General features: G+C 64.2%; 15 protein-coding genes. 9 read left to right on the forward strand and 6 right to left on the reverse strand.

Annotated features, from left to right (window positions below; all coding sequences use genetic code 11):
• Positions 1-49 precede the first annotated feature (49 nt).
• The 4 genes from ACFQ00_RS01010 to ACFQ00_RS01025 form a co-directional block, all read right to left on the reverse strand.
• Positions 50-1,594, reverse strand: coding sequence for a glucan biosynthesis protein (locus ACFQ00_RS01010; protein ID WP_381484915.1), 1,545 nt, complete (start codon positions 1,592-1,594; stop codon positions 50-52).
• Between the two features lie 97 nt (positions 1,595-1,691).
• Positions 1,692-2,738 (reverse strand): phytase, encoded by a 1,047-nt coding sequence (locus ACFQ00_RS01015; RefSeq protein ID WP_381484917.1) that lies wholly within the window; start codon positions 2,736-2,738, stop codon positions 1,692-1,694.
• Positions 2,739-2,741: 3 nt separating this feature from the next.
• On the reverse strand, positions 2,742-4,133 hold the full coding sequence (locus tag ACFQ00_RS01020; protein WP_381484920.1) for a metallophosphoesterase: 1,392 nt from the start codon (positions 4,131-4,133) through the stop codon (positions 2,742-2,744).
• Positions 4,133-6,961: a TonB-dependent receptor gene (locus ACFQ00_RS01025; RefSeq protein ID WP_381484923.1), complete on the reverse strand. Its 2,829-nt coding sequence runs from the start codon at positions 6,959-6,961 to the stop codon at positions 4,133-4,135. The genes ACFQ00_RS01020 and ACFQ00_RS01025 overlap by 1 nt, the downstream gene beginning before the upstream one ends.
• A gap of 292 nt (positions 6,962-7,253) precedes the next feature.
• Between ACFQ00_RS01025 and ACFQ00_RS01030 the strand changes: the two genes are divergently transcribed.
• Positions 7,254-8,237: an endonuclease/exonuclease/phosphatase family protein gene (locus tag ACFQ00_RS01030; RefSeq protein ID WP_381484927.1), complete on the forward strand. Its 984-nt coding sequence runs from the start codon at positions 7,254-7,256 to the stop codon at positions 8,235-8,237.
• 15 nt (positions 8,238-8,252) lie between these two features.
• On the opposite strand, the gene katG is transcribed toward ACFQ00_RS01030, so the two are convergent.
• On the reverse strand, positions 8,253-10,412 hold the full coding sequence (gene katG / locus ACFQ00_RS01035) for a catalase/peroxidase HPI (RefSeq protein WP_381484931.1): 2,160 nt from the start codon (positions 10,410-10,412) through the stop codon (positions 8,253-8,255).
• Between the two features lie 250 nt (positions 10,413-10,662).
• Here katG and ACFQ00_RS01040 point away from each other — a divergent pair, with 250 nt between their 5' ends.
• The 4 genes from ACFQ00_RS01040 (at position 10,663) to ACFQ00_RS01055 (ending at position 13,722) form a co-directional block, all read left to right on the forward strand.
• A complete protein-coding gene (locus ACFQ00_RS01040) occupies positions 10,663-11,076 on the forward strand; it encodes a hypothetical protein (RefSeq protein WP_381484934.1) in 414 nt (137 codons plus the stop codon).
• 260 nt (positions 11,077-11,336) lie between these two features.
• Entirely contained in the window at positions 11,337-12,578 is a 1,242-nt protein-coding gene (locus ACFQ00_RS01045) for a tyrosine-type recombinase/integrase (protein ID WP_381484937.1), read from the forward strand.
• A gap of 133 nt (positions 12,579-12,711) precedes the next feature.
• On the forward strand, positions 12,712-12,942 hold the full coding sequence (locus ACFQ00_RS01050) for a hypothetical protein (protein ID WP_381484940.1): 231 nt from the start codon (positions 12,712-12,714) through the stop codon (positions 12,940-12,942).
• Positions 12,943-13,722, forward strand: coding sequence for an HNH endonuclease signature motif containing protein (locus ACFQ00_RS01055; protein ID WP_381484943.1), 780 nt, complete (start codon positions 12,943-12,945; stop codon positions 13,720-13,722).
• 192 nt (positions 13,723-13,914) lie between these two features.
• On the opposite strand, the gene ACFQ00_RS01060 is transcribed toward ACFQ00_RS01055, so the two are convergent.
• On the reverse strand, positions 13,915-14,277 hold the full coding sequence (locus ACFQ00_RS01060) for a hypothetical protein (RefSeq protein WP_381484945.1): 363 nt from the start codon (positions 14,275-14,277) through the stop codon (positions 13,915-13,917).
• 208 nt (positions 14,278-14,485) lie between these two features.
• On the opposite strand from ACFQ00_RS01060, the gene ACFQ00_RS01065 reads away from it, so the two are divergent.
• The 4 genes from ACFQ00_RS01065 to ACFQ00_RS01080 all read left to right on the forward strand — a co-directional run bounded on the left by ACFQ00_RS01065 (position 14,486) and on the right by ACFQ00_RS01080 (position 16,698).
• On the forward strand, positions 14,486-14,962 hold the full coding sequence (locus ACFQ00_RS01065; RefSeq protein WP_381484948.1) for a hypothetical protein: 477 nt from the start codon (positions 14,486-14,488) through the stop codon (positions 14,960-14,962).
• Entirely contained in the window at positions 14,959-15,261 is a 303-nt protein-coding gene (locus ACFQ00_RS01070) for a hypothetical protein (protein ID WP_381484951.1), read from the forward strand. The genes ACFQ00_RS01065 and ACFQ00_RS01070 overlap by 4 nt, the downstream gene beginning before the upstream one ends.
• Before the next feature lie 135 nt (positions 15,262-15,396).
• Positions 15,397-16,368, forward strand: coding sequence for a hypothetical protein (locus tag ACFQ00_RS01075; RefSeq protein WP_381484953.1), 972 nt, complete (start codon positions 15,397-15,399; stop codon positions 16,366-16,368).
• A gap of 51 nt (positions 16,369-16,419) precedes the next feature.
• A complete protein-coding gene (locus ACFQ00_RS01080) occupies positions 16,420-16,698 on the forward strand; it encodes a DNA-binding protein (protein ID WP_381484956.1) in 279 nt (92 codons plus the stop codon).
• Positions 16,699-16,736 lie beyond the last annotated feature (38 nt).

A 16,736-nucleotide genomic window follows, 5' to 3' on the forward strand; every position in this document is an offset into this window, starting at 1 on the left:
CTGTCTTGTCCGCAGCGTCGACCGGTCCGTCAGCAAATGCGCGCCGGGATCATCCGTTCCCGATCGCAGGTATTTGATACAGCCACGTTTCGGTGAGTTGTGCACCGCAGCAGACGAGCGCCCCGCGCAGGTCCGTTGCGATCCCGTTTCGAGCTTCCACGTCTATCATCAGTCGCCAGCGACTCGGACGCCCGGCAACCGGATAAGCGGCCTGCATCAGGATTTTGCCGTTCGTTGCAACCTCGGCCGTCACGTCACCCCGCGCGCGGCCTTGCAGCGCTTCGCCTTCGAAATCGACGACGAGCTTGATGACATCTTCCTGCGCCGGATGGCCTGGTCGCCCCCCGAGGCCGCGGTATGTGCCGATGACGCGCGCGAGCGGCGCGGCATCGGGCTCGCCGCCGAGCCAGCGGAGACGATAGGCGAGGTCGTAGCGCATACCCGCGCGCGCCGGAGCCTTCGGTTGCCAGAAGGCGGCGATGTTGTCGTCCGTCTCGCCTTGCGTGGGAATCTCGACCAGATCGACGGTGCCTTCGCCCCAATCGCCGATCGGCTCGGCCCAGAGCGACGGGCGCTTGTGATAAAAGACGCCGTCGTCCTCGTAATTGTCGTAATTCCGGTCGCGCTGCATCAGGCCGAAGCCGCGTGGATTGCGATCGAGGAAGGCGTTGAGCGCAGTGCGCGGCGGATTGACGAGAGGGCGCCAGAGCCGCTCGCCCGCGCCGTTGGCGATGAGGAGCCCGTCGGAATCGTGGATTTCCGGCCGCCAGTCGCGGCGCGGGCCGGGCTCGGTCTCGCCGTACCAATACATGCTCGTCATCGGCGCGAAGCCGAGACGCTCCACATCGGCGCGCAGGCGGATGGACAGTGTCACCTCCTGCACGATCTCGTTTTCGATCACACGGTTCACGAAGCGGTAGGCGCCTGCGACGCGCGGGCCATCGAGGAGGGCGTAGATGGTGAAGGCGTTCTCTCCCGGCTCCAGCCAGAAGACGCGGAAGACCGGGAATTCCTCGGGCGTCGAAAGGCCGGTGTCGATGGCGAGACCGCGTGCGGAAAGGCCGTATTGGTGAAGCGGCCCGGCGGTGCGGAAATAAGACGCGCCCTGGAACGCCAGCCAGTCCCCGACATTGCCGGGGTTCATCACGCGGAAGCCCGCGAAGCCGCCGTTCTCGGACGTGAGCGCGCGGGCGGGGCTGTCCTCCGGCATTTCGTAGAGATCGGGTGAATAGGAAAGCGCGCGGGCACGGCCACTCTCCACGACATGGATCGCGATCGGTTCGCGCGCATATTTGCCGAGCGGGAACAGGCGCACCGATTGCCCGGGCCGATCCGGCCAGAGCGCGGCGGCATCGCGGTATCGGATGCTGTTGAGCGCATCATAGTCGACGGCGGCAGCGGCCTCGATGCGCGGAAGCGGCACGAACGGCCGCTCCGACAGCGCCATCGCCTGCCGCTTCAGTACGTCCCACGAAAAGGCTTCCGCGCGACCCAGACGGGGCGCGGCAAGCGCCGGGAGCGCGGGAAGGAGGCCGAGCGCGGCAAGGCCGGCGAGCGCGTCCCGGCGCGACCAGCGAGCGCGATCAAGGTTCATCCGTGTTTTCATTGCGTTGCCGCGAACGCACCGCAAGCGAAATGGATGCAAGGGCCGGCGCGACAGGAGCGCGCAGCCCTGCGGCGAACGGTTGCTTTCAGGGCAGCGACAGTGCCCGGCGCACCGCGCGCCAGTCGACGATCTTGAAGTTCTGCTGCTCGCCGCCGTCGTCGGTGTCGTGCATCGCGATCGCGCCTTCGGGGAACGGGCCAATGGGGCCGCTCCAGGCATCGAGACCGTCGGTGCCGGTCACGTTGTCGATGGCGCCGCCCTCGACGGCGAAGCGGCCCTTGTAGGCATAGCTGTCGCCTTCGATCTGCCAGACCGGATAGGTGGCATCGCCCTGGCTGGACGCGATCAGATATTTCGCGCCGCGGTCGCGCAGGATCGACATGCCCTCGACATCGGCGGTGAGGCGTTCGCCGTCGACGGCCGCGACCTTGATGCCGTCGGTGGGTGCGTCGGGGCTGAGATCGAAGCGCCAGATCGCGACGTCTTCCTCGCCCAAATAAAGTCGGCCGGTCTCGTCATCGACGACGCAGCCTTCGGGCTGGCTGCCGACCTTGAAGCTGTAGGCGAGCTTCGCCGTTTCGAGGGGCGCGCCGTTCGCCAGACGAAGCGCACGGATCTCGCCCGCCTTGTTGTTCGGGATCAGATAGAAATCTCCGCCGAGCTTGCCCATGCAGTAGCCGTAAGGCTCGCCCATACCGAGCGGCAGCACGCCGTAGCGGCGCGTTTCGAGCGTATCCGGATCGAAGAGATAGGCGATGACCGTGAAATTCTTCCGCTCGGTCGCGGTGACGAGGACATAATCCTTGCCGTCCACGGTGAAGCCGGTGCGGAGGTCGACGTTGTTGAGCGGGCCATCGGGCAGGAACTGGCGGACCTTGCCGTCCATGTCGTGAACATAAAGCCCGTCGGTCTTGTCCGTACCGAACAGCACGGCGCGCGACGGATCGCGCGGATCGGCCCAGAGCGCGGGATCGTCGGCATCGACGGCGGGGTCGGTGGTGACGACGGTCTCGACGGCGGCGGGCACGGCCTTCGCGGGATCACCGCGCGCGGCGGTGCCCTGCGGCAGTTCGATCTCCGGCGCGGCGCACGCAGCGAGCAGGACGAGGGGGAGGGCGGTCAGTATCTTCATCGATCAGTCCTTGGGGTCTGCCGTGCAGGGTACGCCGTCGGGGCCCGTCTGTCCCGTGCAGCGGCGCACGGGCCCCGAGGCCTCGGCGATTTCGACGAGGCGGTTGCCGTCCGCATGGCGGATGAGATCGAAGCCGTCGTAGAGGCGGCCCGAGGCGGTGAAGGTGCGGAACTGCAGGCGGTCCTCCGCCACGTCGACGACCTGATAGAGTTCGGTGTCCTCGGCGACGCGGTCGGGCTGCGTGCTCGCACGATCGTTGAGGCCGTACATCTTCGAGCCGGTGACGGAGACGAGATACACGGGTCCCTGCACCTTGCCGTCGGCGCGCGCCTTCGCGGAAGCGGTCTTACCGGCTTCGGCGGTGAGGCGGCTGTAGCAATGGTCGTGGCCCTGCAGCACGAGATCGACCTTGCGCGTCTCGAACACCGGTTTCCACGCCGCCTTCAATTTCGCGGTGTCGTTCGGCCGCGCGCAGGTGAAGATCGGCTGGTGGAACAGCACGACGTTCCAGCGCGCCTTGCTCGCCGCGAGCGTGCTGTCGAGCCAGCGCGTCTGGCTTTCGAGCGCACCGAGGTTGAGCGCGGCGGTGCCATCGAGAATGATGAAGCGCACGCCCTGATAATCGACGAAGTACGTCGTCGCCTTCGCGGCATCGGCGCCGTTCGCGGGCAGAGCGAATTGGCGCGGCCAATGCGGTCCGAGCACGTATTGCTCGGTGCCGTCCGGCAATTCGTTGTCGAGATATTCGTGATTGCCGGTCGCGGGAAGCTGCGGAACGATGCTGTAATTGTAGCCGCCCGCCTGCGTCCATTCTCCCCACTCGTCGTCGTGCGCGAGATTGTCGCGCTGCGCGACGAGATCACCCGCATGGACGACGAGCGCAGGCGCCGCCGTCGCGTGGAATGCCTGCCGGATCACGCGCGAGGCGATGCTGAGGATATTGTTCTGCGTGTCGCCGAAATAGAGGAAGCGGAACGGCTGTGCCTCGGCGCTGGCCGGGCGGAATTGCAGCCACTCGCTCCAGCCCGCGCTGCCCTTTACGCGGTAGACGTAGGCGCGCCCCGGTTCGAGGTCGGTGAAGCGCACCTGATGATACAGTGCCTTGCCGTTTTCGTTCGCGATTTCCGAACTGCCGCCGACGATGCGGACGGCGCGGGCACCGAGCGAAGGACCATCGATCGCGGGTGCGATCTCGGCCTCCGCAGTCTGCTGCGCGCTGTCGGTGCGGAATGCGACTGCCATCTCGCGCGACGGGTCCGCACCGGCGGTGAGCACGATACGATCGGGCAGCGACTTCGCCGCATAGGGCAGGCCCGGCGAACGCGGGATCGGAACCGCCTGCCCGGCGACGGCCGGTGTGGCCGCCGCGAGCAGGAGCGCGGCAAGGCGCAGCATCAGAATGTGGCCTTCACGCCGAACTTCGCCGTCCAGCTATACTCCTCATACTGCAGCAGGCGCCGCGAACCGCCGAAGTTCTGATAGGCATAATAGGGTTCGTCGGTGACGTTCACCCATTCGCCGAACAGCTGGATGTTGTCCATGATCTGATACTTCGCACTGAGGTCGAGCTGGAAGTGCTTCGCGACGTAGCGATCCTCTTCCGGCGCATCGCCCAGCTCGTCGAGATACTTGTCGCGGTAGGTGCCCGCCACGCGAAGGCTGAGCGGTCCCTTCTCGTAACCGAGCACGGCGTTGAACGTGTGCTTCGCCGAGGCCGGGAGACCGACCTTGCGCAGATCGCCGAGATCGCCGTCGTTCGGCACCGTGCCTTCAGCGTCCGTGTACGTGTAATTGAACTGCGCGAGCAGACCATCGAACGGCGCAGGCAGGAAATCGAAGGCCTGATTATAGCTGAACTCGAAACCCCGGATCTTCGCCGTCTTGCCGTTGATCGAGGTCGTCGCGGAGTCGAGCAGCACGCCATTATAGAGGACGTCGTCTTGCGTGTAGTCGACGATGTAATCCTTGATGTCCTTGTAGAAGACGCCCGCCGACACGGCGGCGTTACGGCCGAAATAATATTCGACCGAGAGATCGGCGTTCCAGGCGCGGTAAGGCTTCAGATCGGGATTGCCGAATTCGCCTTCATTGTCCTCGATCATCGCGCGCGGCGCGAGCTTCGACAGCTTCGGGCGCACGAGATTCTTGTAACCCGCCGCGCGCAGCACGAGATTGCGCACCGGCTCGTAGCGGATCGTGACGCTGGTCAGCCAATCGGTGTAGCTGCGATCGAACGTCTGCGGGGTGACGAAAACCGTGTCGTCCTCAACCGGTTCGCCGCCGAATTCGCCGCCTTCCTCAACGAGCGTGACGATGTTGCCGGTGATACGGTTCTTCGTGCGCTCCATGCGCACGCCGCCGATGATACGGAGCGTGCTGCTGTCCCAGCGGCCGAGCAGATAGGCCGCGAGAATATCCTCGTCGACGCTGTAATCGGATTCCGCAGATGCCGCCGCGGTATCGAACGGATCGAGCTCGAACAGATTTTGATTGTCGTTCCAGAACTTGCGGAAGGATTTCTTCGCGAGGACGGGATCGATGACGGCAAGGCCGTAATCCTGCTTGCCGATGAAATCCGCGAGCGTCAGATCGTCTTCGCTGTCGAAACCGTCGTAGATATCGAACGTGCCGTTGTAGAATTTCTCGCGCCAGCGTGCCTTGGCGCCGCCCTGCACGGTGAACTCGCCGGTGCCCAGCGCGAACACGTGCGAGACATCCGCTTTCAGGGCGTATTCCTCGTCCTGAGAATCGCTGAGCGTCGTGCGTTCCAGCTTGTCGAATTCATACTCGGTGGGATCGAGGAAGAGGTCGTTTCCGGCAGTGATCGTGTGGCCGGTGAACATCGGCTTGCTGTAATCGAACCGGACGCCGAATTCGCCTTCATCCTCGAACTTGCGTTCGAAATTCGCCGGGTCGATCGAGCCGTTCTCGCGTTCGCTCGATTTCGCCCAGCTCGCCGAATAGACGAGTTTCCATGGCCCCGTTTCCGTCTCGCCGCCGAGCGTCAAGGAACGAATCTTCTGCGATTCGAAACGATCCTTGAGATCGCGCTGCACGCTGATCTCACCGTCGTCGGAGATGAATGTCGCCGTCGTATCCGAACCCTCCGAGGGGGCTTCATCCATCTCGAAAATCAGGCGGCGGCGATATTCATGATCGTCGAACTGGCTGTAGAGACCGCGCACGTAAAGCGTGGTGCTTTCGCCCGCGCGGAAATCGAACGAGAGCGATGCGGAAATGCGTTCGCGTTCCACATCATAATCGCGATACTCGACCGTGTCGGCATAGACGATGCCGTCGTCCTCGTCCCAGCCGTCCATCTCCATGTTGTCGGTCGCGAACTTGCGCTTGTAATAGGAGATACCGCCGGCGACGCCGATGTTGTCGCTGAGCTTGGTCGAGAAATCGATCGCGCCCTTGGGCGAAAGATGATCGGTGAGATCGTTGTAGCTGCCTTCCGCGCTGAGCTTCAGCAGATCCTTCTTGCGCGCGAACGCGCTCGTCGTGTTGATCTCGATCGAAGCGCCGATGGTGTCGCCGTCCATGTCCGGCGTCAGCGACTTTTTCACCTCGATCGATTCGATGAGATCGCTTGAGATCACGTCGAGCGCGACCGAGCGCACATCCGATTCCGGTGCGGGCAGGCGGACGCCGTTCAGCGACGACGCATTCAGCTCGGGATCGAGGCCGCGGATCGAAACGAAGCGGCCCTCGCCCTGATCGTTGAGGATGTTGACGCCGGGCAGGCGGCGCAGCGATTCCGCGACGTTCTGATCGGGGAACTGGCCGACCGCATCGCGCGTGAGCACGGAGGCGACGCCGTCCGCCGCACGCTGGCGCGCGATCGCACTGCCGAGGTTCGCCTGCTGGCCGATGACGAGGATGAGGCTGTCGTCGCCCGCGCTGAGCGCGACGTCGACGCGCGTCGTGCCGGTCTCCGTGACGCTGACCGAGGTGCGGCTTTCATCCGCGCCCGCATAAGCGGCGCGGAGCGTGTAGCTACCCGAGGGCACGTCCGCGAAGCGGAAGCTGCCGTCCTGCGCCGCCGACGTGCGGCGGCCAAGCTCGACGAGTTCGACCTCGGCGCCCTGCAGGCCGCGAACGCCGCCAGCATCGACGACGCTGCCGACGAGCGTGCCGGCAAAGGCGGGCGAGGAGAGCGAGGTGACGGCAAACAGCACAGCCACGAGACGGCTGCGGCGAACGCGAATGCGGTGCGACATGGAATACCCCTTGTGCGGGGCAGTCCCGATGCCGCCCCTTCGCGGCGAGGCATTAGGGGCGGGTCGTTACGCGCGGGCGTCGTTTGTGTGACGGAAAGATGCACGAAAAATTGCAATTTGGAGATAGCGCGCTCCGCTTCGGGCCGCCTTGAGTTTCGGGTGAGGTTCCGGCACGCAGCCAGAAATGCGAAGCCATCTCGCACGATCATTCCGATTTTCGCCGCTTGCCGCGATCGCGGCAATCCTTGCGGGCTGCGCTACACTGCCGGCGCCGCGCACCTTGAGCTGCGCCGTGAGCGACGCGCCGCCGGTACGCCTGTCCGCCGACGGCCGGTCATTCATCGACCTCGACGTGCTCACATATAATATCGAAGGGCTGCCGTGGCCTGCGCGCAGTGGGCGCGCGGCAAAGCTGCGGGCGATCGGCGCGCACCTCGACGGGCTGCGCCGCGCTGGGATCGCGCCCGACATCGTGCTGTTTCAGGAGGCCTTCTCAGGTGCTGCAGCGAAGGCTGTGGAAGCCGCGGGATATCCGGCGCTTGCCTCCGGACCCGGACGCACGCAGCGGCGCACGCTGGACGCGGCCGGCACGGTGCCGGGCAGCCGCAAATGGCGCAAGGGCGAGATCGGAATCCGGCTGCTCTCTTCCGGCCTCGTCATCGCCAGCCGCTATCCGATCGTAACGCATGTGTCCGAACCCTTTTCGCGCCGGAGCTGCGCCGGTTTCGACTGCCTGAGCAACAAGGGCGTGCTGCACGCGCGCGTTGCAATACCCGGCGTTCCTGACCCGATCGACATTTTCAACACGCACATGAACGCGCAGCGCGCCTCCGGCGTGCCGAGAGCGCGGCACACGCCCGCGCACAATATTCAGGCCGAGGAGCTCGCCGCGTTTCTCGAAGCACGCCGTGCGCCCGAGAAGCCTGCCATCTTCGGCGGTGATTTCAATATGCGCCGCTCGCTGCCGCGCTTCGATACCTTCGATGCGCTGCAACCGCTGGCACTTGTCCACCGGCATTGCGCGTTGGAGAACAGCGGCTGCGAGGTCCGCATGTCGTGGGACGGAGACGCGCCCTGGATGGACACGCAGGACCTGCAGCTTTTCGCTTCGGGCCAGCGCGTCGAGGTGCGCCCGGTGCGCGTGGAAGCCATGTTCGACGGGCGGCCGGACAGCCCCATGCTCTCCGATCACGACGGGTTTCGCGTGCGCTATACGATCAGCTGGGATGCCGCCGCGCAGCCCTCCCCCGGTGCTTGTCATCCGGGAAAGGACTGAACGGCGGCGCCTTGATCAGAACCGGTCGGCGTTCATCACCTTCGTCCACGCGGCGACGAAATCCTTCACGAACGTTTCCGCGCTGTCGTCCTGCGCATAGACTTCCGCATAGGCGCGCAGGATCGAATTGGAGCCGAAGGTGAGATCGAGTTCGGTCGCGGTCCACTTCGCCGCGCCCGTCTTGCGATCGCGGATTTCGAAGATGCCGTTCCCGGCGGGCACCCATTTGTTGGCCATGTCGCAGAGGTTGACGAAGAAGTCATTCGTCAGCGTGCCGACGCGGCCGGTGAACACGCCGTGGCTGGTGCCGCCGTGGTTCGTTCCGAGCACACGCATTCCGCCCACAAGCACGCTCATCTCCGGTGCGGTGAGGCCCATGAGCTGCGTGCGATCCAGCATCAGCTCGGCGGGCTTCACGGCATAGTCCTGCTTCAGCCAGTTGCGATAGCCGTCGTGGATGGGCTCGAGCGGCGCGAAACTCTCCGCATCGGTCGTCGCATCGGTCGCGTCGCCGCGGCCCGGCGTGAACGGCACCTCCACATCGAAACCCGCAGCCTTTGCCGCCTGCGCGACGCCGACATTACCGGCAAGGACGATGACATCGGCGACGCTCGCGCCGCTTTCCGCCGCGATCGGTTCCAGCACAGAGAGCACGCGCGCGAGGCGGGCGGGCTCGTTGCCTTCCCAATCTTTCTGCGGCGCGAGGCGGATGCGCGCACCGTTGGCGCCGCCGCGCATGTCCGATCCGCGGAAGGTTCGCGCGCTGTCCCATGCCGTTGTCACCATGTCGCTGATCGAAAGGCCGCTTGCAGCGATCTTCGCCTTCACGGCATCAACGTTCCACGACGTGCTGCCCGCCGGAACCGGATCCTGCCAGATCAGGTCTTCCGCCGGCACATCCGGACCGAAATAGCGGGCCTTCGGGCCCATGTCGCGGTGCGTGAGCTTGAACCACGCGCGCGCGAACACGTCCCGGAAATAGGCGGGATCGCGGTAGAACCGCTCCGAAATTTCGCGATAGGCGGGGTCCATCTTCATCGCCATGTCGGCGTCGGTCATGATCGGGTTGTGGCGGATCGACGGGTCTTCAACGTCGAGCGGCTTGTCCTCTTCCTTGATGCTCACCGGTTCCCACTGCCATGCGCCCGCCGGGCTTTTCCGCAGCTCCCAATCGTGGTTCAGGAGCATTTCGAAATAGCCGTTGTCGAACACCGTGGGGTGCGTCGTCCACGCGCCTTCAAGGCCGCTGGTGATCGCGTCGCGGCCCACGCCCGTGCCGCCGGGATTGGCCCAGCCGAAGCCCTGCTGATCGACGCCGGCACTTTCGGGGTCCAGCCCAAGCTTGCTCGCGTCGCCGTTGCCGTGACACTTGCCGACGGTGTGCCCGCCCGCAGTGAGGGCGACGGTCTCCTCGTCGTTCATCGCCATGCGGGCGAAGGTCTCGCGCACGTCGCGCGCCGTCCGCAGTGGATCGGGCTGGCCGTCCACACCTTCGGGATTGACGTAGATGAGGCCCATCATCACGGCGGCGAGCGGGTTTTCGAGATCGCGTTCGCCCGAATAGCGGCTGCCTTCGCTCCCGCTCGGCGCGAGCCATGCCTTCTCGGAACCCCAGTAGACGTCCTTCTCGGGATGCCAGATGTCTTCGCGCCCGAAGCCGAAGCCGAAGGTCTTGAGACCCATCGATTCATAGGCGACGGTGCCCGCGAGGATGATGAGATCGGCCCAGCTCACGGCGTTGCCGTATGCCTTCTTGATCGGCCACAGGAGGCGCCGCGCCTTGTCGAGGCTGGCATTGTCCGGCCAGCTGCTGAGCGGCGCGAACCGCTGATTGCCGGTACCGCCGCCGCCGCGACCGTCCGCGATGCGATAGCTGCCCGCCGCGTGCCATGCCATGCGGATCATCAGGCCGCCGTAGTGGCCCCAATCGGCCGGCCACCAATCCTGGCTGTCGGTCATCAGCGCATGGAGATCCTGCTTCAGCGCCGCGACATCCAGCGTCTTCAGCTTTTCGCGGTAGTCGAAACCCTTGCCGAGCGGATTGGTCTTGCCGTCATGCTGGTGGAGAATGTCGAAGTTGAGCGCCTCCGGCCACCAGTTCATATTGGACGACAACACCGTATTGCTGCCGTGCATCACCGGGCACTTGCCCTTCGGACTCGTCATCTCGTTCATCGCTGTCCTCCCGCCTTGCGAAATACTGCCATCAGGATTGCACGAGTTAGACCGTGGGCGATTTATTCGGCAATCCGATTTATCTCGTCACAGTAATCGATTGGGGCGATATGTCGCCGCACACGTCCGCAGTATACGCGCACGAAGGGCACAGGAGAACCATCGGACCGGCCGTGACCATAATTGACGGCTCATCAAAATGGATGTTCTTGAAGGCGTGATCCATGGCGATCACGACCGGGGGGCAAACATGCGTATCATCAGCGGCATCTTGATCGGCGCGGTCATGACGACATCGGCTTCGGCCGAACCTTTGGCGGTTCAGGACAGTTTCAGCAGAACGGAAGGTGTTGTCGGACTGGGTCTCACCATCCCGCTCGGCGGTGCCCGGGAGAAAGCGCAGCCGCGCGTGGAATTGCGGCTGACACGCGATGTGGTGAATTTTGACGGCACCCGGCAATCCGCCGCGTTGCAATATCAAATGGGCACCCGGATCGGCTTTTCGCTCGCGCCCGGACACAGACTTCTGCTCAACGGAGAGCCCGTCGAAGACCTGCGGAAGAACGGCATGTCCACGCTTGGATGGGTTGCGGTAGGCGTGGGGGCCACGCTGATTATCGGCGGCGTGCTCGTGGCAGATGCGGCGCGAGACGCCAGCGAATAAACTGGTTTCTTTGTGAAAACACTGGAGCGGGCGAAGGGATTCGAACCCTCGACCCCAACCTTGGCAACAATAGGGTAGCGCATTTCCCCGGAATGGCGTGAGTTTTCTTTTCGGGGATAATCGGCTGTTTTCCGCCGTTTCGTGCTTTTCCCATGTTTGCTCAGAGTTGACAAGGGTGGCGTCGATTTGCTCCCAGTTGGTTCCGCCGTGGTTCCGCAGCCTTCACGGAACCAAAAGCGGCCACTCTCGCGGAACCAAATATGCCCAAGCTGACCAAGCGCCTTGTCGATGCCATGACACCCTCACCGCTAGGGGAGGTGTTCCTGTGGGATGCGGAGCTGAAGGGCTTCGGCGTGCGGATGATGCCGAGCGGTGTGGCGTCCTACATCCTGAAGTATCGGAACCGCGAAGGGCGCCAGCGCAAGCTTGCCATCGGCAGGGTCGGCGCGCTCACGACGGAAGAGGCCAGAACGCTCGCGCGGCAGAAGCTCGCCGAGGTGGCGCACGGTGCTGACCCGTCCGCCGAGCGGCAACAGATTAGACAGGCCATCACGATCGCCGAGCTGTGCGATCTCTATGTCACGGAAGCCGAGGGACGAGTGAAGGCCTCGACGCTGGCGATGGATAAGAGCCGGATCGAGCGGCACGTCAAACCGCTGATCGGCAAGCGCACGGTCATCAGCCTGACGCCGGCCGACGTGGCGAAGCTTCAGTCAGATATCATTGCAGGCAAGACCGCGACCGAACGCGGTGAAGGTCGCGGCGGTGTCACGACGGGCGGCAAGGGCGTGGCCTCCCGAACGGTCGGGATGCTGGGCACCATCCTTGAGTTCGCCCGCAAGCGGAAGGTTGTGAAGGAGAATGTCGCGCGCGGCGTGGAGCGTCCCCCCGAGGGCAAGCAGCGCCGGTTCCTAAAGCCTGCCGAGATGAAGGCGCTGGGCGCTGCGATGCGCGAGGCTGCGAACGATGGGGAGAATGAAGTCGCGCACGCCGCCATCCGCTTCCTGCTGCTGAGTGGGTGCCGGCGCATGGAAGTGCTGTCGCTGCCGGTGGACTGGCTGGACCCTGAAGGCGGGTGCATCCGGTTCGGCGACACGAAGAGCGGCGCGCAGATTCGCCCGATCGGCGCCAGCGCCTTCGCGGCGATAGCAGACACGCCTCGCCGGAACGGATGGGTATTTCCGGCGGCGAGGGGGAAGGGGCATTTCGTCGGCCTTCCCAAGGTGCTCGCCCGTCTCTGTGAGAAGGCGAAGCTCGAAGACGTGACGGTGCATGTTCTTCGCCACAGCTTCGCCGCCACGGCGGCAGAGATGGGCTATTCGGAGCTGACCATCGCCGGATTGCTGGGGCATTCCGTTTCGGGCGTGACGGCCCGCTATGCCCATGTGCCGGACAACGCGCTTGTCAGTGCCGCGAACCGTGTATCGGCCCGGATCGCCGCCGCGCTGAACGGAGATACCGGCAAGGCGAAGGTGGTGCAGATGGCGAGGGCGAGACGCTGACACTGTGCCAATAGTGTCATTAGTGCCAAATCACTGCATAGCATCCTCTCCGCGCCACGTCGGGAAAACCTAACCGCCGACGCACAACCTATACGTGTATTGCGTTTTCGCGCCGCGTGCGAAACTGCCCGGCATGACCATGACCCTCGCCGAACGTCTCGTCGCCGCGCCGAAGCTGCCCGCCTACACGGACGCACTGGCGCCCGCCCTGATGGGCCTCGCGGACGACAATGATCCCCTTATCCTGCTCGCGGCCGTCGCCACGGCGTCCCGGCTCGCGCTGGAGCATTTCACCGCGCACGAGGTGGCTGAACTGCTGCGCGCCATAGCCAATGAGTATGACGGCGGCGGGAGGCCGAACTAGATGGCGGATGACGTCAACAACCTGCTCTTGCAGGTCGACGCGCAGGTCGAACTAGCGCGGCGAAATCTGCACTCCCTCGAAAAGGAAGTCGGCAGCTTTCAGCGCCAGACGGAGAAGCACCTCGACCGCGTTGACCGTAACTTCGACAAGCTCGGAACATCGGTCGGCAAGTTCAAAACCGTCATTGCTACGCTTGGCGTGGGCGTGGGCTTCGCGGCGCTGGAACGGGGCGCCAAGAGCATCCTGGACGCGGCGGACGACCTCGCAACGGCAGCCGCGCAGGCGAATATCGGCGTCGAACGATTCCAGACTTTGCAGGCCGCGTTCCGCGCTCTGGAGATCGACGCGGCGGCGTTCGACAAAATCCTCAAGCGCCTGATCGTTACGCAGGGCGATGCGGCTGCCGGGACGAAGAACGAGGCGACGAAGGCGCTCACCGAACTCGGAATTACCGCCGACATAACGAGCGGGAAAATCCAGACGACGGACCAGCTTCTCGACGCCATCGCCGTGCAGATGGGCAAGATCGACAGCCCCGCCAAGCGCGCCGCAATCGCAGTGGATCTTGTCGGCCAGCGCCTTGGCCCGCAACTCGCCGCCGCGATCGGTGACGGCGGTAAGGCGTTGGTGGATCACGCGATCCCACTGGCCAAGGGTGGCAGCGACGACGACGGCAACACCAGAAATCTATGCGCGGAATGTCACCGGCGGGTCACGGCTGAACAGTTTGGGACGCGGTATCGGCCGGCGATCAGTGCGGACGGATGGCCGATCGCCTGACTCCTGCCGAGCGGCTCATGCCGGTGTCTGCGAGGGCGGCGGCGTATGGAGATGGGGTTGTCGCATCGTTGGACAACCCCAACTGCCTCTCTCGTGCCGCCTTCCCGGTCTCGGCAAGATCAGCCCGCGCCAACTCCTTCAGCAATTCCCCGGCCCGGCGCTCGGCACGGAGGCGGACGGGTGGCCGGTGGGCTAGGGCGTCTCTGGCGGCGCGAACACTACGCGCATCAGGTCCGCGACCTTACGGACGAGCGGGGCGTCGTCCCCGAAATCCTCGCGGAGATCGTCGTCGGTCTCATAGCTCGCATCGAGCCTAGTCAGGGCCTTGAAGTTATCCGCCCAAGATGTTTGCCCGCGCTTGTTTTGAAGGCGGGCAATGTAGTCAGCCCATTCCGGGGCAGATGGATCGCCGCGCCGCGCATCCTCATACAGGAGCTTGGCGACCTTCAGGAGATCGTCGGGGGTCACACCTGATGCTGTAGGGCTGGTATCGGAAAGGCCGCGCGCCACAAGCTGGCGAAGAGCCTCCGGGCGCGATGGTTTGGGATCGGGCAAGCCTTCGATCCACGTGTCTACAGCCGCTTCCTGATCGGCATAAAGGCGAAGGCCAACCGGGCTGCCGATTCCTGTTTTTGGTCGACCCCGTGATTTTCTGTTATCAGCTATTGTAATCATAGTTGTTATCGGTTATCAGAAAATCGAGCCGTAGGAAAGCGCCAACTCTCCCACGGCTCTAACCGCAACCGTCTTTTGGGAGACGATCATGGCTGTGACCACACTACAGGCGCTCTCCGCCTCCACCAATCCCCACGCTGCCTACCACGCCGCGAAAGTCGAGTATTTCCGCCTGGCTTACGAGGCCGAGACGTTCCACCGCGAGCAGGTGCGCCCTGTCGCCCGCGCCGAGGCGCAGGACTTCGACGCGATCAAGGAAGTCGAGGCGCGTTTCGGCGTGCTCGTCGGCGATCAAGTTGCGGCGCTGGACGATGTTCTTCTCACACCCGCGCCGGACTTCGGGGAGGTGGTGTGGAAGCTGGAAGCCTATGCCGAGCACAAGGCGGACGACACGGACGGCGGTCCTGCACTGATCGCGGCCATCGCTGCCGACGTGCGGCGCCTGTCGGCGGACCTCTCGACCATCGCCGAGTCCGTGGGCTTACTCGCGGTGTCGTGCCCGGCACCCGCATGGGCGGGCGCGATCGGCAGGCAGGCGGAACGCATGGAAGGGCTGGCGCAATGACGATCCGCTTCCAGAGCCCGCCCGTCATGGGCTGCTTCGAAATGCCCGCTGTGTTTCACGAGGGCTTCAAGGTCGCGCCCCGCCATATCGTGGAGGCCATCGTGGAGCAGCTTGTCGAGATGCTGGATCGTGCGGACGGTGACGCCGACCTTGAAGACGATGACGAAGACCGCTGCGAAGGCCGCGATGACGACCTCGCATTCCGCTATCAGGACGGCGGCGCGGGCGATCCTGACGACGGCCACCCGTACATGGACGAAGAGGACGAGCACGATCGGGAGGGCGTCGAGTTCGGATAGACCCTTTTGAAATCTCCGCATCAGCGCCCGGCCTCACAAGCCGGGCGTTTTTTTAAATTACATACTTGCGCAATTTAGATTGCACTCCTCCAAATCGCGTGCTACGTCATTTAGAACTCGAAATGGGATTATGACGTGCTCGACCGCGAAAAGTGCCTCAACTGGTGGACCGGACGCCTGAGTGATCAGGAGCTTGCCGACTATACCGGCATGGCGCCGCGCGCTGTCGGCCTCGTTCTCAACATTCCCTATCTTCGCTCTGGCGTGACTGGTGGTGGGCGCGGCAGCAAGCACTCCCGCAGGATTTCGCCGAAGACCCGCAACGCCGTCGCCATCATCCACGCACTGAGCGAGGCCCGCCTGACCTTCGAGGTGGCCGCGAATATCATTGCCGCAACGCCCTTTATCGCTTCCACGCCGACGCCTGTTGTGGACTTCAGCAACATCGCCAGCGGTGTGCGGTCCCTGCTGATGTTCGACCGTTCAGGCGGCTGGCTTCCGACTGATGTCGTGCCGGCAGATGTGTGGGATGGCTTTGCCTATCCCTGTGTCGATGCGAGCCATCCCAACCCGACACAGGGCGATATTTTCCGCATCCCCGCAGCCCATTTCAATCCGTCCGGCGACGGCACGATGACCGTTGACCGCAGCGCTAACGGACTGCCGAGTCTGAGGCTGCGCGCGCTCACTGCCAGCCCGGTCTATTTTGGGGAGCATGATCCTCTCGGTCTCTATCTCCCTCAGAATTCTCGTACCGTAGATATCCCCTGCATCGATGATCACCTGCTGATCGTAAACGGCCGCTGGATTTTCACGAAGTCGCCACAGCCGAGCCCCTTGGAAAACATGCAGGCAGTGGCGTGGGGCGAGTTCGACGGAAACGCCCCGATCGAGCATTCTTTCGGCTTGGCGTCTGTCATCGAAGAAGACCGCAAGACCGTCCGCTCTGCTCGCCGGTGTGCGGGCACCGACGAGGAAGAGGCGCGCTATCACCTCAAGAATTTCGACAGCTTGCTCGACGTGAACATCACTTTGGCGGTTCGGAAGATGAAGCGCCGCGCATACGGCCTGCCGGTGGGCTGGGCCGACAATACCAAGAGGGAATAACCACCTAGCCGCGATGTGTGTGGCGGCACTGGACCACTAGGAGACTTTGAAATGACTGAAGAATTGAAACCCGCTTCGGCGGGGTCTGCGGAGCTTTGCCTGCCGCCTGCGCTTCGCAAGCCGCGTTTGCGGCGCTGGGAAGCGGCGGAATATCTGAAGCTTGTGCATGGCGTGGAAGTCGCGCCGGCGACACTCGCGAAATACGCCAGCGTCGGCGGCGGACCCGGCTATCAGAAGAGCCTGCGCACGCCGCTCTATCCGCGCGAAGAATTGGATCGCTGGGCGGCGGAGCGCCTTGGCGGCGTGATCACTCACAGCGGGCAGGCATAGCATGAGCGCCCGCTGCGGCGGCTGCCGCTTTTTCGAGC

Origin of the sequence: Sphingosinicella xenopeptidilytica (assembly GCF_042676985.1) — a bacterium.
Classification (GTDB): domain Bacteria; phylum Pseudomonadota; class Alphaproteobacteria; order Sphingomonadales; family Sphingomonadaceae; genus Sphingosinicella; species Sphingosinicella xenopeptidilytica.

Coding starts and splice junctions, on each gene's coding strand:
- ACFQ00_RS01065 (WP_381484948.1), top strand. CDS start 14,486: ATGGCTGTGACCACACTACAGGCGCTCTCCGCCTCCACCAATCCCCAC.
- ACFQ00_RS01050 (WP_381484940.1), top strand. CDS start 12,712: ATGACCATGACCCTCGCCGAACGTCTCGTCGCCGCGCCGAAGCTGCCC.
- ACFQ00_RS01055 (WP_381484943.1), top strand. CDS start 12,943: ATGGCGGATGACGTCAACAACCTGCTCTTGCAGGTCGACGCGCAGGTC.
- ACFQ00_RS01020 (WP_381484920.1), bottom strand. CDS start 4,133: ATGCTGCGCCTTGCCGCGCTCCTGCTCGCGGCGGCCACACCGGCCGTC.
- ACFQ00_RS01025 (WP_381484923.1), bottom strand. CDS start 6,961: ATGTCGCACCGCATTCGCGTTCGCCGCAGCCGTCTCGTGGCTGTGCTG.
- ACFQ00_RS01040 (WP_381484934.1), top strand. CDS start 10,663: ATGCGTATCATCAGCGGCATCTTGATCGGCGCGGTCATGACGACATCG.
- ACFQ00_RS01010 (WP_381484915.1), bottom strand. CDS start 1,594: ATGAACCTTGATCGCGCTCGCTGGTCGCGCCGGGACGCGCTCGCCGGC.
- ACFQ00_RS01045 (WP_381484937.1), top strand. CDS start 11,337: ATGCCCAAGCTGACCAAGCGCCTTGTCGATGCCATGACACCCTCACCG.
- ACFQ00_RS01080 (WP_381484956.1), top strand. CDS start 16,420: ATGACTGAAGAATTGAAACCCGCTTCGGCGGGGTCTGCGGAGCTTTGC.
- ACFQ00_RS01070 (WP_381484951.1), top strand. CDS start 14,959: ATGACGATCCGCTTCCAGAGCCCGCCCGTCATGGGCTGCTTCGAAATG.
- ACFQ00_RS01015 (WP_381484917.1), bottom strand. CDS start 2,738: ATGAAGATACTGACCGCCCTCCCCCTCGTCCTGCTCGCTGCGTGCGCC.
- katG (WP_381484931.1), bottom strand. CDS start 10,412: ATGAACGAGATGACGAGTCCGAAGGGCAAGTGCCCGGTGATGCACGGC.